15 protein-coding genes and 1 pseudogene are annotated in these 14,492 nt (G+C 63.6%); 7 read left to right on the top strand and 9 right to left on the bottom strand.

Going from position 1 to position 14,492, the window contains the following annotated elements; translation table 11 throughout:
• Positions 1 to 314 precede the first annotated feature (314 nt).
• Positions 315 to 848: a carboxymuconolactone decarboxylase family protein gene (locus ACIBJI_RS23915; protein ID WP_397085827.1), complete on the bottom strand. Its 534-nt coding sequence runs from the start codon at positions 846 to 848 to the stop codon at positions 315 to 317.
• Positions 849 to 993: 145 nt separating this feature from the next.
• Here ACIBJI_RS23915 and ACIBJI_RS23920 point away from each other — a divergent pair, with 145 nt between their 5' ends.
• The gene (locus tag ACIBJI_RS23920) at positions 994 to 1,263 is read left to right on the top strand and encodes a transposase (RefSeq protein WP_397085829.1); all 270 of its coding nucleotides are present in this window, start codon (positions 994 to 996) and stop codon (positions 1,261 to 1,263) included.
• Positions 1,264 to 1,557: 294 nt separating this feature from the next.
• On the opposite strand, the pseudogene ACIBJI_RS23925 reads toward ACIBJI_RS23920, so the two are convergent.
• Positions 1,558 to 2,235: pseudogene (locus tag ACIBJI_RS23925) on the bottom strand (carboxyl transferase domain-containing protein); the annotation flags it as partial.
• Between the two features lie 363 nt (positions 2,236 to 2,598).
• Here ACIBJI_RS23925 and ACIBJI_RS23930 point away from each other — a divergent pair.
• From ACIBJI_RS23930 to ACIBJI_RS23940, 3 genes are all read left to right on the top strand, one after another.
• The gene (locus ACIBJI_RS23930) at positions 2,599 to 2,760 is read left to right on the top strand and encodes a hypothetical protein (RefSeq protein WP_397085831.1); all 162 of its coding nucleotides are present in this window, start codon (positions 2,599 to 2,601) and stop codon (positions 2,758 to 2,760) included.
• An 84-nt stretch (positions 2,761 to 2,844) separates the two neighbouring features.
• Complete coding sequence (locus tag ACIBJI_RS23935) at positions 2,845 to 4,656, top strand: alpha/beta fold hydrolase (RefSeq protein ID WP_397085833.1); 1,812 nt, start codon at positions 2,845 to 2,847, stop codon at positions 4,654 to 4,656.
• Positions 4,646 to 5,236 (top strand): hypothetical protein, encoded by a 591-nt coding sequence (locus ACIBJI_RS23940; RefSeq protein WP_397085835.1) that lies wholly within the window; start codon positions 4,646 to 4,648, stop codon positions 5,234 to 5,236. Before ACIBJI_RS23935 ends, ACIBJI_RS23940 begins: the two co-directional genes overlap by 11 nt.
• A gap of 305 nt (positions 5,237 to 5,541) precedes the next feature.
• On the opposite strand, the gene ACIBJI_RS23945 is transcribed toward ACIBJI_RS23940, so the two are convergent.
• The 5 genes from ACIBJI_RS23945 to ACIBJI_RS23965 form a co-directional block, all read right to left on the bottom strand.
• A complete protein-coding gene (locus tag ACIBJI_RS23945; RefSeq protein WP_397085837.1) occupies positions 5,542 to 6,084 on the bottom strand; it encodes a helix-turn-helix domain-containing protein in 543 nt (180 codons plus the stop codon).
• Positions 6,085 to 6,611: 527 nt separating this feature from the next.
• Positions 6,612 to 7,073, bottom strand: a complete 462-nt coding sequence (locus ACIBJI_RS23950; RefSeq protein WP_397085839.1) for a GNAT family N-acetyltransferase — start codon at positions 7,071 to 7,073, stop codon at positions 6,612 to 6,614.
• A 480-nt stretch (positions 7,074 to 7,553) separates the two neighbouring features.
• Complete coding sequence (locus ACIBJI_RS23955; RefSeq protein ID WP_397085841.1) at positions 7,554 to 7,832, bottom strand: hypothetical protein; 279 nt, start codon at positions 7,830 to 7,832, stop codon at positions 7,554 to 7,556.
• 103 nt (positions 7,833 to 7,935) lie between these two features.
• On the bottom strand, positions 7,936 to 8,265 hold the full coding sequence (locus ACIBJI_RS23960) for a hypothetical protein (RefSeq protein WP_397085843.1): 330 nt from the start codon (positions 8,263 to 8,265) through the stop codon (positions 7,936 to 7,938).
• Positions 8,255 to 9,202 (bottom strand): hypothetical protein, encoded by a 948-nt coding sequence (locus ACIBJI_RS23965; RefSeq protein ID WP_397085845.1) that lies wholly within the window; start codon positions 9,200 to 9,202, stop codon positions 8,255 to 8,257. The genes ACIBJI_RS23960 and ACIBJI_RS23965 overlap by 11 nt, the downstream gene beginning before the upstream one ends.
• 296 nt (positions 9,203 to 9,498) lie before the next feature.
• Between ACIBJI_RS23965 and ACIBJI_RS23970 the strand changes: the two genes are divergently transcribed.
• On the top strand, positions 9,499 to 9,762 hold the full coding sequence (locus tag ACIBJI_RS23970) for a hypothetical protein (protein WP_397085847.1): 264 nt from the start codon (positions 9,499 to 9,501) through the stop codon (positions 9,760 to 9,762).
• Positions 9,763 to 10,493: 731 nt separating this feature from the next.
• Here ACIBJI_RS23970 and ACIBJI_RS23975 read toward each other — a convergent pair.
• Both ACIBJI_RS23975 and ACIBJI_RS23980 read right to left on the bottom strand, forming a co-directional pair.
• Positions 10,494 to 10,670 carry a hypothetical protein gene (locus ACIBJI_RS23975; protein ID WP_397085849.1) on the bottom strand — a complete coding sequence of 59 codons (177 nt, stop codon included), beginning with the start codon at positions 10,668 to 10,670 and terminating at the stop codon, positions 10,494 to 10,496.
• A 781-nt stretch (positions 10,671 to 11,451) separates the two neighbouring features.
• Entirely contained in the window at positions 11,452 to 11,646 is a 195-nt protein-coding gene (locus ACIBJI_RS23980; protein WP_397085851.1) for a hypothetical protein, read from the bottom strand.
• Between the two features lie 328 nt (positions 11,647 to 11,974).
• On the opposite strand from ACIBJI_RS23980, the gene ACIBJI_RS23985 reads away from it, so the two are divergent.
• Together ACIBJI_RS23985 and ACIBJI_RS23990 are read left to right on the top strand one after the other, a co-directional pair.
• Positions 11,975 to 12,211: a hypothetical protein gene (locus tag ACIBJI_RS23985; protein ID WP_397085853.1), complete on the top strand. Its 237-nt coding sequence runs from the start codon at positions 11,975 to 11,977 to the stop codon at positions 12,209 to 12,211.
• Between the two features lie 808 nt (positions 12,212 to 13,019).
• Positions 13,020 to 14,453: a PfaD family polyunsaturated fatty acid/polyketide biosynthesis protein gene (locus tag ACIBJI_RS23990; RefSeq protein WP_397085855.1), complete on the top strand. Its 1,434-nt coding sequence runs from the start codon at positions 13,020 to 13,022 to the stop codon at positions 14,451 to 14,453.
• Positions 14,454 to 14,492: the final 39 nt, after the last annotated feature.

Raw genomic sequence — 14,492 nt, forward strand, 5'->3', positions numbered from 1 at the left:
GAAGAGGACCAGAAAACAATCACGGTGCAGCAGACCGTAAATCGAGTCCACCCGACCCTCACCTAAGTTCGCGGTCGACCGCAACAAATCCGCCTACCTCGGCGACTGCCCCAACGTCACCGGACCATTCGGCTCGAGCAAGACCGTCACCCCATGAAAAACACCAGCCACCTAGCGCTCTTTGAGGGACCTACCGGCAACCGATATCGTCTACGCGGAAGAAGAGCCGACACGCCGCAACGCCTCAGATAATGGTCTTGAGACGTTCTGCAACCAGGGAGCGATCTGCCTTCTCGCTTGCCGCCGCGCGAAATCTACGCTGTGCGTTGCACGGGAACCTGGCACGCCGCGTCGACCCCGACCAGCAGGTGGTACATCTTCGTGGCAGAGTCCCACGTGCCGCAAAGCAGGCAGAGATCGGCGAGCTCGACATCGGTGAAGTTGTCCTTGAGACGTGTCCAGAACTCGTCGTCTTCGGCCAGGGCGCGGTAGTCCTCGGCGTGCCGCTCGACGAACTCGATGATCAGTCGCTCACGCGTGGTGTACCCCGGCCAGGTCGAGTAGGCGAAGACATTTTCGTAGATGCCCTCATCGATCGGCTCATCAGAGAATCCCGGAAGGTCATGGGCCATGCGAAGCTCGACGCAGTTCGTGCACCCAATGTTGTAGGCCGAACGGATTCGAGCCGCTTCGCGTTCGCGCGGCGTCAGCGTCGAGTCGTTGAGCATCTGCGCTTTCCAGCTGTCCTTCAAGCGCTGCTGAAGCGTCGGCGAGCCGATCTGCGTCACCACATAGTCGAAGGCGTTGACGCCTTCCGGTAGCTCGATCCTGCTCTTGCTCACGCTCATGGTGTCAACTCCACGGTCATGTCACCGGCCGTACGCCAGTGAGCCAGGTCACAGTATTTTCTATATTTTATAGGCTACATCTGAGGATGTCATGCGTCAAGAAGGAAACTGAGTGGCATGCCCTAGTAGTACTTTGCTGACGCTAATGGCGTGTTCCGCATCATGCGTAAGGTTGCCGCGGACCGGGTCGATCTCCACCGTCGAAAACCCGGCACGGGCACAAGACCAGCGCCCGGGGATCGACGGCTACAAGGTGCATATCGCGGTTGATCCCGACAGCGAGATCATCACCGCCACGAGGGTCACACCCGGCAACAGCGGCGACGCCGAAGCGCCACCGGCCTTCTCACCGACATGCTGCCCTCCGAAGCCGAAGGTGCGGCGATGTTCGGTGATGCCGTCTACGGGGCGGTGAGTTGCTGAAACGGTTGGACGACAACGGTATTCACAACAGGGTGAAGGTGCAGCCGTCACCGTCGGTGAAGGATCGCTTCCCGAAAGACCGTTTCACCGTCGATCTGGACCGGCAGACGGTGACCCTGCCCGGCCGAGGCCGTCGTGGCGATCGGCACCCGCACCGGCCGCCACACCGGCACCGCCCGTTTCGGTGCCGCTTGCACCGATTGCCCGCTGCGCGCCCGATGCACCTCAGCCGCTGCTGGCGCACGATCACCATCGGCCCCACGAGAAACACCTGGCCACAGCACGGTCACGCCAGCTCGACCCGGCCTGGAAGGTCGAATACCGCGCCACCCGTCCCAAAGTGGAATGCAAGATCGGCCACCTCATGCGCCGCCGGCACGGCGGCCGCCGCGGTCAACCTCGTCCCGTCGATGACGTCGTCGAGTTCCAGGACGGTGGCGGCGGTCAGGGCCTTGCCGTTGGCATAGGCGAGCTGTACGAGGTTGTCGAAGGCTTCCTGGCGCTTGTCGGAGTCTTCGATGGCGGCGAGTTCCTTGGCGAAGCCGAGGCGGACCGCACCGTCCAGGCCCATACCGCCGATTTCGCCGGTGGGCCAAGCGATTACGAAGCGCGGGGCACGGAAGGAGCCCGCGGCCACGGCCTGTGCGCCGAGACCGTAGCCCTTGCGGATGATGACGGTGCCCAATCGGGCGGTGAGCGCTGCGGAGTCGATGAACAGCTTGCTGAACTTGGTGACGGTCGCTTCCTTCTCCGCCTTTGGACCGACCATGAAACCCGGTGTGTCGCAAAGGGATACGATCAGCAGACGGTGGGCGTTGCAGAGTTGCAGGAATGCGCTGAGTTTGTCGGCTGCGGGGGCATCGACCGCACCGCCGAGGTGGTGGCAGTGGCAGTCGTTGGCAATGAGACCGAAGGGACGGCCTTCGACGCGAATGAGAGCGGTGACCACACCGACGCCCCAGTCCCGGCACCTTGAGCCGCTACGTCACCGCCCCCAGATTCCGGTCACCCACCGGTTGGAAACACCAACAACCCGCGACAGTTGAATACACGATCTCACCAGTCCGGAACCCCATTCAGGAGTGTCGTCGAGGCTGATTCGCCTCCGCCGATGTCACGGCTTCATGCGCCGTGACCTGGCCTGGGCATCGGAATGCTCGCAGTGACGGGGTCCCCCGGGAGCCGTACCGCGACCTGCTGGGGCACAGGACATATCTCCCGGATTCGCACATTTTCCTGACAGAACTCGATAAGTCGATATTTGATATTTGAAGCCGCACACCGAGTGGCAGTATTTTGTTTTCCTACATATCCGAGGACGGACGCCATGTCTGCACTTTCCGACAAGATCAACCGTCAGCATGAACTCGCCGGGATTCCGATCACCGGCAAGGAATTTCGGTATCTCGGCGGCACCCGACCGATAACCTGTGCCAAGTTCTTTGCCGCCGCGGCGGCCCATGGCCAGGCCGTCCAGGTGGTTGGCTGAGTTCACCGCGGGCGCGGTCTCGGACCGTTCCTACGCAGTTCGGTTTGGGCAGTGATCGTTTCCGACCTGACAAGGGGCACAGGAATGGCCATACCGCGCCTTCCCGCGATCTCGCGTGAGGCTACCTTGTCGGTGGCCGAACGGCTCAGCGCAGTTTGTCATTTGATCGCGAGCCTGGAGTACCTGGCCTCGAGATCCGATCAGTATCAGGGCGGACTGCAGGACTGGACACCGATCCGGCCTGCGGTGCGAGCTCGGGCCCCGTGGCTGGCACGGCTTGTCGATGTGGTCGCGCGGCCGGGTATCACGGAGGCCGTGCATCTCACCCGCGTCGCAGCCGCTGGCGCACTACTGGCATCGACGCCGTTGCAGGGGCGCCTGGCTGCGAACGCCGTTCTGACGGTGACGGCGCCGTTGTTGAATACTCGCTATGCCCGCGGCGGTGACGGTGCCGACCACGCCTCGTTCGTGGTGCAGGCGGCGGCTACGATCGCCCGCGCCGCGGGGACGCGCCCGCAGGTCACCGATGCTTGCCTGTGGTTCGTCGCGGCCCAGTCGGTGCTGTCCTACACCACTGCCGGCTGGGCGAAGGCAATCAGCCCGACCTGGCGTCGGGCCGAGGCGCTGACCGGTGTCACCCGTACCCTCACCTTCGGCGACGCCGCGGTGTGGCGCTTCTTTCGCGATCACCCGCATCTGGCCCGGCTGGCCGCACACGGTGTCGTGGTGCTGGAATGCGGATTCCCGGCAGTGTTCGCGTTGCAGGGCAGGCTCGCCCCGCCGCTGCTGGCAGCGATGGGCGGCTTCCACGTCGCCAACACTCGCATCATGGGGCTCGGCCGGTTCCTGTGGGCGTTCACCGCGATGTATCCGGCCGTGCTCTATGTGACAGACCCTCGCCATCGCGACCGTGACGACTCGTTCGTGCCCGCCACCGCCACCGCGACGATAGCGGCCGTGGTCACCCACGCCGTGGCGTCTCGCATCCAGCGGCGGATCGCGGCCGCCGGACACGGCGACGAGCAGTGGTTGACCACGTCGGCGGGAAATCGGTTGGCGTACCGGCAATTCGGACCGACACGATCCGCGCACACGCTGGTCTTCGTCCACGGGCTCGGCGTGACAGCCGAGACATGGGATCCGATCGTTCAGATCCTCGGCGACCGGTTCCGCATCGTGACCTATCAGCGCGCCGGATATGGCGCCAGCGAATGGTCCGGACGGGACGGCAGCATCGACTCGGCTATCAGGGATCTGATCGAACTCAGCCACCACGCGGGCGGGCACAGCCCCGTAACCCTCGTCGGGCACTCCCTCGGCGGATACCTCGCGCTGCGCGCGGCAGCTCAGGATCTTTCGATCGCCGGCGCGGTCCTGCTGGACGCGAGCCACCCGGCTCAACTACGCACCCCCACGCGCAGCGCCGCGCATGCCCTCGACGACGAGGCCGGTCTGCGGCTCATCGCCGCCTCCACCCAGCTCGGTCTCGGGCTGCTCGCGCAACGCCCACCCTGGATCGACCTCCTGCCGCCGCGGTCGCGCCGACTCGCTGCCGTCCATCACCGGCACTCCGGGACGTGGTCGGCGGCGCTGCGTGAGTTTCGCGCGGCCGTCGCCGACGCACGAGCGGAAACCGCGACACCCGCACTCGGACCACCTCTGCTGGTCTTGACCGCCGAGTACTCCGAGAGTGCCGATCCGGCCTACGGCAGGCTGTGTGACGATTTGGCCGCATCCCGGGCCGGCTCGCAGCGGGCCGTCATCGGCGGCGCCGACCACCTGCGCCTGCTCATCGATGAATCAATCGCAACCGAGGTGGCCCGGCGCCTGACACTATTCATAGATGTGGGCTGCACAGCGCGCATCGGCGAAAGGCCAGGCGGTTATGGCCGGTGAACGAACCGACGCGCGGATCGCCGGACGCGCCGTCGCCGCGGCGCTGGCGGCCTGGTTCCTGGCTACCGCACTGGGCCAGCACCCTCATCCCATGTTCCAGCGCCTGCGGCAAGCCGACCCCACCGCGCTACTCATCCCGAACTGGCGCTTCTTCGCACCTGAGCCGGCACGTTCGGACTTCCACGTGCTCTACCGACTGCTCGACACCACCGGCTCCGCGACCCCGTGGACCGACATCCCCGCCGCCGCTCCGCGAATCTGGCGCGAAACAGTGTGGTTCCCGAACCGCCGCCACGACAAGGCTCTGTTCGACGTCTGCGCCGACATACTCGACACCGTCGCGAACCATCCGGCCGTCGTCACCCGGACCTCCGCCTACATCCTGCTCCGCGAACATGTCCGCCGCGTCATTACCATCGACCACCCCGACGGGCCACCATGCGGTTTCCAATTCCTCATTGCAACCGACACTGGTCACGACATCGGCCATGAACCCGACTGTCTACTCATATCCGAATACATCCCGTGGACACCGGAAAGTCCAACCACCTCGAAGATGTCGAAGCCGAACTCGACATAGCCGGGCACCTTGCCGTCAGCCTGCCCTACCGCGACTGATCGACACGGCGTGTGGGGTCCAGTTGAACGAGAACTGGCGTTAGCGAGTGCTCGGTTCAGGAATGAGAGCCCATCTGAGAACCTGGAGCATGTCCGGCTCGGACGTCACCGCTGTGTCAGGGGCTCCTTGGTCCGGACCGTCCGCCATCACGCTGGTGCCTTCTCCCACACCGCCCACCACTGCCTCCTCTGCTGGATATTTCTGTGCCATACCTCTTCAGGCACTGGAGGCGCCGAAAACAGCACTCGGGGGGCGTGATCTACGTCTCACTTTGATGAAGCCTCGATCTGCTGCCCATTCGGCGGCTCGATCACATCGGACGACGCCGCACTGCTCAACTCGGGCAAATACTTGTAGACCGTTGATCGTGAGACGCCTAGGAGGCGGGCGATCGACAACACGGATTCCGCGGGCTGGGTGAGCATCGCGCGGGCCTGGCGGATCTGCTCGGTGGTCATGGCCGGCGGCCGGCCTAGGCGCTGCCCGCGAGCGCGGGCGGCGGCCAGGCCCTCGTTGGTGCCGTCGACGATCAGCTCACGGATGAACTCGGCGAGCGCCACGAACACGTGGAACACGTGGAACACCAGCCGCCTGCCGGGGTGGTGGTGTCGAGGGCTTCGTGCAGGGACCGTCTTGTCGGAGAAGATCTTCTGGCATCCGGCCTCGCGCAGGGCGAGCATCTGCCGGTCGAGGTTCTGGCCCTTGGTCGACACTCGCCCGTAGCCGACGAGCGCGCCGCCCCCGCCGATCGGATCGAGAGCATCGCCGTCGAGGACGAGCGCGGGCGGCCGGTCGAGGATGTCGGTCATGCCCGGACTGTACGAGAAAGGTCCGACAAGAATTGTTGGACACCAAGGGTTTTCGACACGTTTTTCAGACACTCGCGGCGCGAGGGCGACCAGGGGCTCCGGTCTCGGTGGCCGGGTGTCGATAAAACGTTTCCTTGACACACAACCGGCCTCGCCGGGGCCGCAGAGGAACGACGATCAATGCTTCGGGTTCGGGCCTACCATCGAATTACGTCCACGACAGGGAGGGCAAGGGGATGGGTACCAGCGCCGAATACGACAAGCACGGTCCGAGGCGGTCCAGCGTTCTGTCACTTCGTCACCGACCCGCTCTATCAGTGGCCGGCGACTTGCGAGGACCGGTTCGGCACGCACCCGGTCCAGGTGGTGCACGAGTGGAACACCGCCGCACATGTCCAGGACAACGAGTCCGATCCGAAGAAGAGAGCGTTCACTAAGGAGCCATCGCCAACCCTCGACAGTTGACTAGCGATCTCACCATTCTTACGCCGCCGAACGTCAGGTCGAAGCCCTGACGTTCGGCGTCGTCACGGTTTGATTCGGACTCCGAACAGCGGCAGGCACTTCGTCAGCCCGGTCACTTCCACAGGAACGCTCCGATGGGCTTCCCAGCCCGTGCGGGTCAGCCGCAACCGTCGTATCACCGCCGGTTTTCCCCGCACCGCGTGCACCTCGAGCCGATCCGGCTCGTATCCGAGTTTGCGTGAGACCCCGTGCGAGCCAAGGTTGTCCTCGAACGCGCCCGATACCGCCGAATCGGCCCCGAGATGAGCGAAGGCCAACTCCAGAACCGCGGCCCGCATCTCCGTTCCGATGCCTTGACCGTGATGGGTTCGACCGAGCCAGGATCCTGTGTTCACCTCGGAACAGACCGCGAAGTCCTTCGCACTGATCGATTGGGTGCCGACCAACTCCCAGTCCCGGAGCACGACGAGATTGAGTTTCCACGCGTCGACTTGCCAGTGTCGGCCCAGCATCGCCAGTGCCACCGCAGCACCCTCTGCGCACGTTCGTCCGGTTCCGCATCCGTCCACTCCGCCGTGAGGGGCTGCACCGCCGGATCATGCACTCCCTCAGCAGCCAGCCCGGCAAGTGCGCCCAGGTCCTCGAAACCAGGCATTCGCAGTTCCAGGCGCGGTGGTGTCCGCAACTGCAATCCGGCCAGGGGCCAGTACTTCATCAAGCTCATGCCGTCATCATGGCCGCCGGGTGTCCTTCGGGGTCACGGGGTTTCGCCATCGGCCGATCCCGCAGCAAATAGCCTCGGCCGCAATCGCTTACGTCTGGCTCCGGCATCAACCCCCGCAGAACCGCCGCATTAGCGTCGGATTCCGTTCGGTCCCCCATCACCACAGCCAAGCTCGCCTCCGAGACCGCAGCGAACTGGAGCCGCTGCGTCACCGCAACCCGGTTCCGGTCACCTGCTGGCTGGAAAACGTCGACAATCCGCGACAGTTGAATACGCGGTCCTACCAGTCCGGAACCCTAGCAACCGTGAGGCTCGCCGCTGAGACGATCGCACCGAGATCGTCGATCACCAGCGTCGGCACATCAGGACCCCGATCTGCCGTATGTCGTGATCGAAGGGCATTCTGCGGTGGATGCCGGTGGCATGCCGCTCCGATTGCACTGATACCAAGCCGGTCGGCCAGCCACGCCAGTGGCGTGCGCCGGTCGGCCCAGTTGTGCGTCACCGCGCTCACCGCGAGTCCGGCCGCCGCGTCGACCGAATCCACCGGCAGACGCACCCAGCCACCAGATCACCGCCGCGAGGCACCCGGTCAGTCTGGCCGTCAACCGGCACGTTGTCCCCGCCACCGCATGAACGTGCGCAGACCCGGTTTGGGCAGATCAGGGCTCGGTGGTGCGATCACCCTCGCTCCGGAGCTCGATCCAGTCGAGATCCGTGAGTTCACTGACGAACTGAGCGACCGGCGCAACGGCGTCATCGGTGTGACAGTTGGCCGCCTGCGCAAGGATGGCTTCCAGCTCCTCCCGGGTGCGGGGCTGACGAAGAGCTGCGAGAAGAATATGAGCCGCCTTGTTGAGATGGGCAACGCTGAGAGTCTGGTCATCGATGACAAGGGCGCCGCCGTCCACCTCCTCATGGAGGTGCAGCGAGCTGATGATTTGCATCGTCCCGCCGGAATGAGCCCGGGTAGCCCACATGTCATGCACCATTGAGCCACGCTCCTGCCGATATGAAGTCGAAGTGAATACCGGTAATGCCGTTTCCAACTCCGAGATGGACGCCAGCGGCGCTCTCGTTGATTTGACAGTTGAGGCTCCAGTCCACGCGGTCCGGCGGCAGCGAGCCCGTACCGAAAGCCATTTCCGTGATCGCGCCGCGATACTCGGGCCCGCTCATATCGTCGATGCCCTTCGTCCATGGGCCGAGGCCATCGACAATCCTGCTGTCGCGAATCGATATGTGCAGCGGGCACGCCTTTCGCATCTCGGCCGCAATGCCAACCGCTTCAGCGAACTGCTCCGCTCTTGCACCCTTGAGGTCACGGTGTTTCGCCGCGAGCACTGTGTCGACCCGCAGCGTCCCCGATATCGACATGGCGATGTCTATACGGCCAGACAGGTCCGCAGGCGACCAACCGACTTCGAAGTAGTTCCCGAGGGCGGATTGCTCATCGGGCAGCAGTTCCAAACGAGTTCGACTGGACAGCTGAAGGACGTCGGGCAGGCCGACCCGCAACGCCGTTTCCGGGCCCGAGAATGTCACCTCCCCTGGAGCGAGAAGGAGGCGAGTAATTATTCTCCGGTTCATCGCGACCGCGCGAGCCAGATCGATTTCCGCGAATCTTTCGACGGCATACTTAGCCACTTCGAGATCGGAGGAAAACGATGCGAGCGGAATCCACAGCACGCTACTTCTGGATAAGGTAGCCAGTAGGTCGCGGCGAGACGGGATTCGTGCCCAGTCCAACGGCATTGCGATCACTTGTGACGGTGCAGTACCACCGTGGGCTAATACCTGATCGAACGTTGCGGCTGTAACAGCGTAGGTTGTCAGCCAATCCACCAGACTCTGATCGTCGGTAAGAAAAATCACATCCTCGGCCGACGAGAAAATCAACCTCAGGTTATCCATCAACCTATTACGCATCAGTCACCACCGGTGGGGTCAGGCGCCCTCACTGGCCTCGTAATCAGGCAGCAGCGCGGCGAGGCAGGGGCACGACGGTACGTCACCGAGATGACTTTTGAGGACTGCGGCACGCATTCGCTGCACGCCTATTCCGGAACCGTCAGATGCGATGTTATGGCCCATGTTCGCATCGGGCAGCCGCAGCGACCGACCGTATGTTGCTCCGTCGCTCGCAATACCTTCAGCGATCCATATACGTCTCGACATTTCAACTCTCGCAGTCGCACATCATTAAGATAAGTAGGACGTAGTTGGTGCAGACCCGGATCGGCACCAACTACGAAGCACTGCAACGAAAATCAAACTCCGTTGTAGATGATCTTCATGATGGGTCTCTCGACGAGCTCGATTCCGTGGGTCCCCCGATCGTCGTCGAGGCAATCGAGGAGAGTGATCTGCGGGGCGGCGAGCTCACCCACCGACAACGGTTGGGATTGCTTTACTGGGCGTTTTGCTACGTGAGCCTGAGTCATCGTGACACCTCACTGCGGGTCGATCGAATGATGGCTGCTAGCTAGCTATATAAACTATAGGCTGCGCACGCCGACAATGTACCTCGCACGCGCAACGGTGGATGTTTGTTTTGCTAAGCGGAGCTGCGCCGTAGGAACCGGGTCCAGAACGGCACGGAACCGAAAGTTTTGGCCCGGGGCCGTCGCCTCTCACGAGCGATGGTGACAGGCAAAGCCTTACAAGGGATTCGACGATCCACGAATCCGTGTCGCGCGACCTTGCCCCACACGCCGCCCGGGACGCTTCTCTGCTAGGGCTCCCAAGGTTCCGGACTGGTGAGATCGTGTATTCAACTGTCGCGGGTTGTCGGTGGTTTCCAACCGGTGGGTGACCGGATCTGGGGGCGGTGACGTAGCGGCTCCAGGTGACCGCTGCTTCTGCGGCGAGTTTCGTCGTGGTGACGCGGTGATAGCCGAGCGCGTCGGCGACACCGGGGCTGGCATCTGCTGGACGTGCTGGCGCATTGTCGATGTCCGGCCCGGAACGTTGTGGAGACCAAGTGCTTTCGGCAGACCGCCCAGGGTTTCGGGGTGCATTGGTTGGCCGGCGCGTCGTCCGGGGAACAGCCAGCGTGAATCGTGGTTGGTGGCGGTGTTCATGTTGGTGCGGCTGTCGATCCAGGTGAGCAGGATATCGGCGACCGGTTCCGGGACCGGGGATGCGGGTTCGCCCAGGCGCGGGAGCACTTGGTCGTCGTCGCGGATGACGTCGTCGATGGTGAGCCGGACGATGCGGGTCAGCGGCTGGGTGTGTAGAGCAAGACGATCGCGGCCGCTGCGCGGGAGCGTAATGGCTGGTCGGAGGCGGTCAGAATGCGCCCCAACAGTTCGATGCGCTCCTCGGGCGGCATTGGTGGCCTTCGCTTCGCCTCTGTCGAGGGCAGGCGGAAAGACCCCGCGATCTTGCTGTTCATGCACCACAACAGAAACGTCCGTAGACAACTGCGGCGATGGGGGCCGTTCTCGGCATGCCAAGCGTCAATACTGGATTGACCGCATGCTGTGATCCGTGATCCCCTGGCCTGCAAGCCATTCCAGGAACAGTGTTGCTTGTTTGACCCGGTCGTGAGCGTGGCCTCGAGCGGGTGGAGTAACAGGTTTCCGCTCGGCTTTGGCCCGCAGCTGGGGCAGCAGGTGCCAGGTCGCGTAGCGGCGAATGATCTGGGCCTGATCCGGCCGGTGCCGTCGTTCAGCAGTTCGTTGAGCTTGTCGGAGAAGGTGCAGCGGGTGCAGAGGCGTCCGGCGTGGAGCTTGCCTTCGTAGTCGCAACGCGAGCACCGATAGTTCGCGGTGGTGAACCCAGCGCAGTCGGCGCAGATCGGTTCACAGGGCTCCGGTGTCAGCCCGGCCAGCACCCGATCGGAATCACCACAACTGGGACATCGGCCCCGGAGACGAAGGGCTCGATCGCAGCAGGTCCGGCATGCAGCCGCACCACTCCTGCGCCGCAGGGCGATACCCGCCGCAGGTCCTGCTCACTCGCTCATCCACACCAATTGCCAAGGAAGAATTACCAAGGAAGCCAACAAGTTTCAAGTCAATAGATCGGGACAATTTGCTCATGGCGCACAGCGTTGCCGTATGTGATGCTGATCTCAATAGCGTGGTGCACACGCGAATGAGGAGGTCTGCGACATGACGTGACCGAGGGGTGACGTGCCCGACGAGGTGCTCAACGTGATCGCGCAGGCCGTTTCATGCATTCCTGGCTTTCGGCAGCCCGGCTGCAGCCGGAACGCGCAGGATCACCACCGTCGCGGGTCCGGTGCACCCAATCCTGCTGTCTTCACGGGTGCCGCGCTTGTCGTGGGCCATCCGGAAGAAACGAGAAAAAGGCCAGGTAATCGGAAAGGAAATGAATACCCATGCAAGAAAAGTCACGTCGAACACGGCTTTCGATGATCGCCGGAGCGCTCGCCGGTGCCCTGCTGATCGTCGGCGTGGTCGCGGCGACGGAATTGGGTCAGGCGACCCCTGCCCCAACCAACATGGGCGGCGGACACGCCGTCGGCGGTCCGTCGCGCCAGCCTGACATGCCCACGTACGTCATAGAGGCCGCCAGCGGCCCGTCGAACCGCGGAGCCGGCCACTAAACCCCGGACAGCGAAGTGCTGTCGGGCCGACCCGGTCCTGCTGTCTTCACGGGTGCCGCGCTTGTCGTGGGCCATCCGGAAGAAACGAGAAAAAGGCCAGGTAATCGGAGAGGAAATGAATACCCATGCAAGAAAAGTCACGTCGAACACGGCTTTCGATGATCGCCGGAGCGCTCGCCGGTGCCCTGCTGATCGTCGGCGCGGTCGCGGCGACGGAATTGGGTCAGGCGACCCCCGCCCCAGCCGATGCCCACACGGTCACGACCGACCACCCCATCACTACCTGGTGGCGCCCGGCTGACGTGCCCACGCACGTCATAGAGGCCGCCAGCGGCCCGTCGAACCGCGGAGCCGGCCACTAAACCCCGGACAGCAAAGTGCTGTCGGGCCGACCGGAACTCGGCCCGACAGCACTTAATCTACCCCGCAACCGACCTATCGTGCCGCATTCTGTGATGAAGTTCTCATGACATACGACAATGTCGTCCGCAGCGCCCCAACCACCCAGCCGACAAGGCCATCCAGCCTGTACTTCATTACCCATTCGCAGTAGAACGACCACTTTTGGCCCGCGCCCGGCGGACGGGATGCGGATGCCCCATCGCGGAGTCCGCTGCATCGGGAACAAGACCGGATCGACATGAACAACTTCCCGCACACCCGCCCGCAAGCCATTCGCGCCCACGGTAGTCGCACGACCTGGGTCAGAGTCAAGGCATGCTCGCGGCAAGGTGCTTACTACTGATCTTACCTCCCGGATATGCAATTGCGGTTCCGCGAAGAGCGGTTTGGAGTTTTGATGATTCCGAAGAATAAATCGGATATTTGAACCTCACTACGCGAAGCTTCCAAATACACGGGAATAACAATGATCGGCCTACGTTCGACACGTGACGTTTCCTATGCCGCTGGACATAACGGGCGGAGCCCTGAGAAATGAATACTATCCCAGAAGCCGGCATGCTACCGGAGCGAGTACCAACGGATGAGCCGGGAGTGTCCGTGGCAGCGGGGGAAAATTTTGCATGGTTGCCGCCGGTCTTTTCTGGAAATGCTCTGTTGCGCATTACAGAACAACCTAGGACACCAGTCCAAGCCGTCCTCGAAGCGTCGTCTTGTCGCGTCGGGCTCGCCGTCGGCGGAATTGTCGAGCCATCTCGGATCCCTACCGTGCGTCCCTTCGAACTGCTCGGCACGATTCCAGGCATCTACCCGGAATTGCTGGGCGATCGATCTTTCTGCGATCGGCACTCTGTTCGTCTCCCTTACATAGCCGGTGAGATGGCCGGTGGCATCGCAACGCCCCAGATGGTCACCGCTATGGCGCGGGCCGACATGCTTGCGTGCTTCGGGGCGGCTGGGTTGGATGTGGAGCAGGTCGACGCTTCCGTGACCGAGTTGGTCGCGACGCTGGGACGACGCCGCAACTGGGGTGTCAACCTGATTCACTCGCCAACCCAGCCGCGTTTGGAGGAGCGCGTGGCGGATCTGCTGCTCGCACGTCGTGTGCCGATCGTGTCGGTATCGGCGTTCACCGCACCGACTCCCGCGGTCGTCCGCTGCGCTGTTGCCGGCCTCACCGCTGACCGCACCGGCCGGATCGTCCGCCGGACCAACATCATCGCCAAGGTTTCTCATCCCGACGTTGCAGAGCGTTTCCTTTCCCCGGCGCCTCGCGAGATCCTCGATGATCTCGTGGCCCGGCGGCTGGTCACACCCGATGAGGCGCACCTGGCCGAGCGGATCCCCCTGGCCGAAGACCTGACCGTCGAAGGTGACAGTGGCGGGCACACGGACAACCGTCCGTTGGCTGTCGTGTTGCCGGTGGTACTGGCTCTACGAGACCGGTTGGTGACCCGTTTCGGCTACATGGATCCGGTACGAGTCGGGGCGGCCGGTGGGCTGGGCACCCCGGAGTCCGTCGCCGCCGCTTTCCTACTCGGGGCCGCCTACGTAGTGACAGGTTCGGTCAACCAGGTCGCTGTCGAGTCCGGGCTCTCCACCGACGCCAAAGCACTGCTGGCCGACGCCGACGTTGCGGACGTGGTGATGGCCCCGTCGGCCGATATGTTCGAACTCGGCGGGAAGGTTCAGGTACTGCGCCGCGGCACCATGTTCGCCCAGCGCGCCGCTCGGCTGTACGAGGCGTACCGGACCTACGACTCGCTCGACTCGATTCCCGACGCCGAGCGGAGCCGACTCGAGCGCACGGTCCTGCACGACACCTTCGACGCGTTGTGGGCACGGACCACCGAATATTGGCGTGATCGCGATCCGGACGAACTGCACCGTGCCGCACAGAACCCCCGGCATCGCATGGCTTTGGTTTTCCGCAGCTATCTGGGCCTGTCGAGCCGATGGGCGGTCGTCGGCGCATCCGAACGCCGGACCGACTATCAGATCTGGTGCGGGCCCGCGATGGGGGCTTTCAACCGGTGGACCCGAGACAGTTATCTGGCCGACCCTGAGCAACGGTGCGTCGTGCAGATCGCGCTCAATCTGATGGAAGGCGCGGCGGTTGTCACCCGCCGACATCAACTACGCAGTCTCGGCGTACCGGTACCGATACCGGCCTTCGCGTTCCAGCCCCGGCCACTGGCGTGATCGCCGTATCCGGTTCCGTCCCTCCGCGACGTACAAGGG

Source organism: Nocardia sp. NPDC050408, from assembly GCF_044458905.1.
GTDB lineage: Bacteria > Actinomycetota > Actinomycetes > Mycobacteriales > Mycobacteriaceae > Nocardia.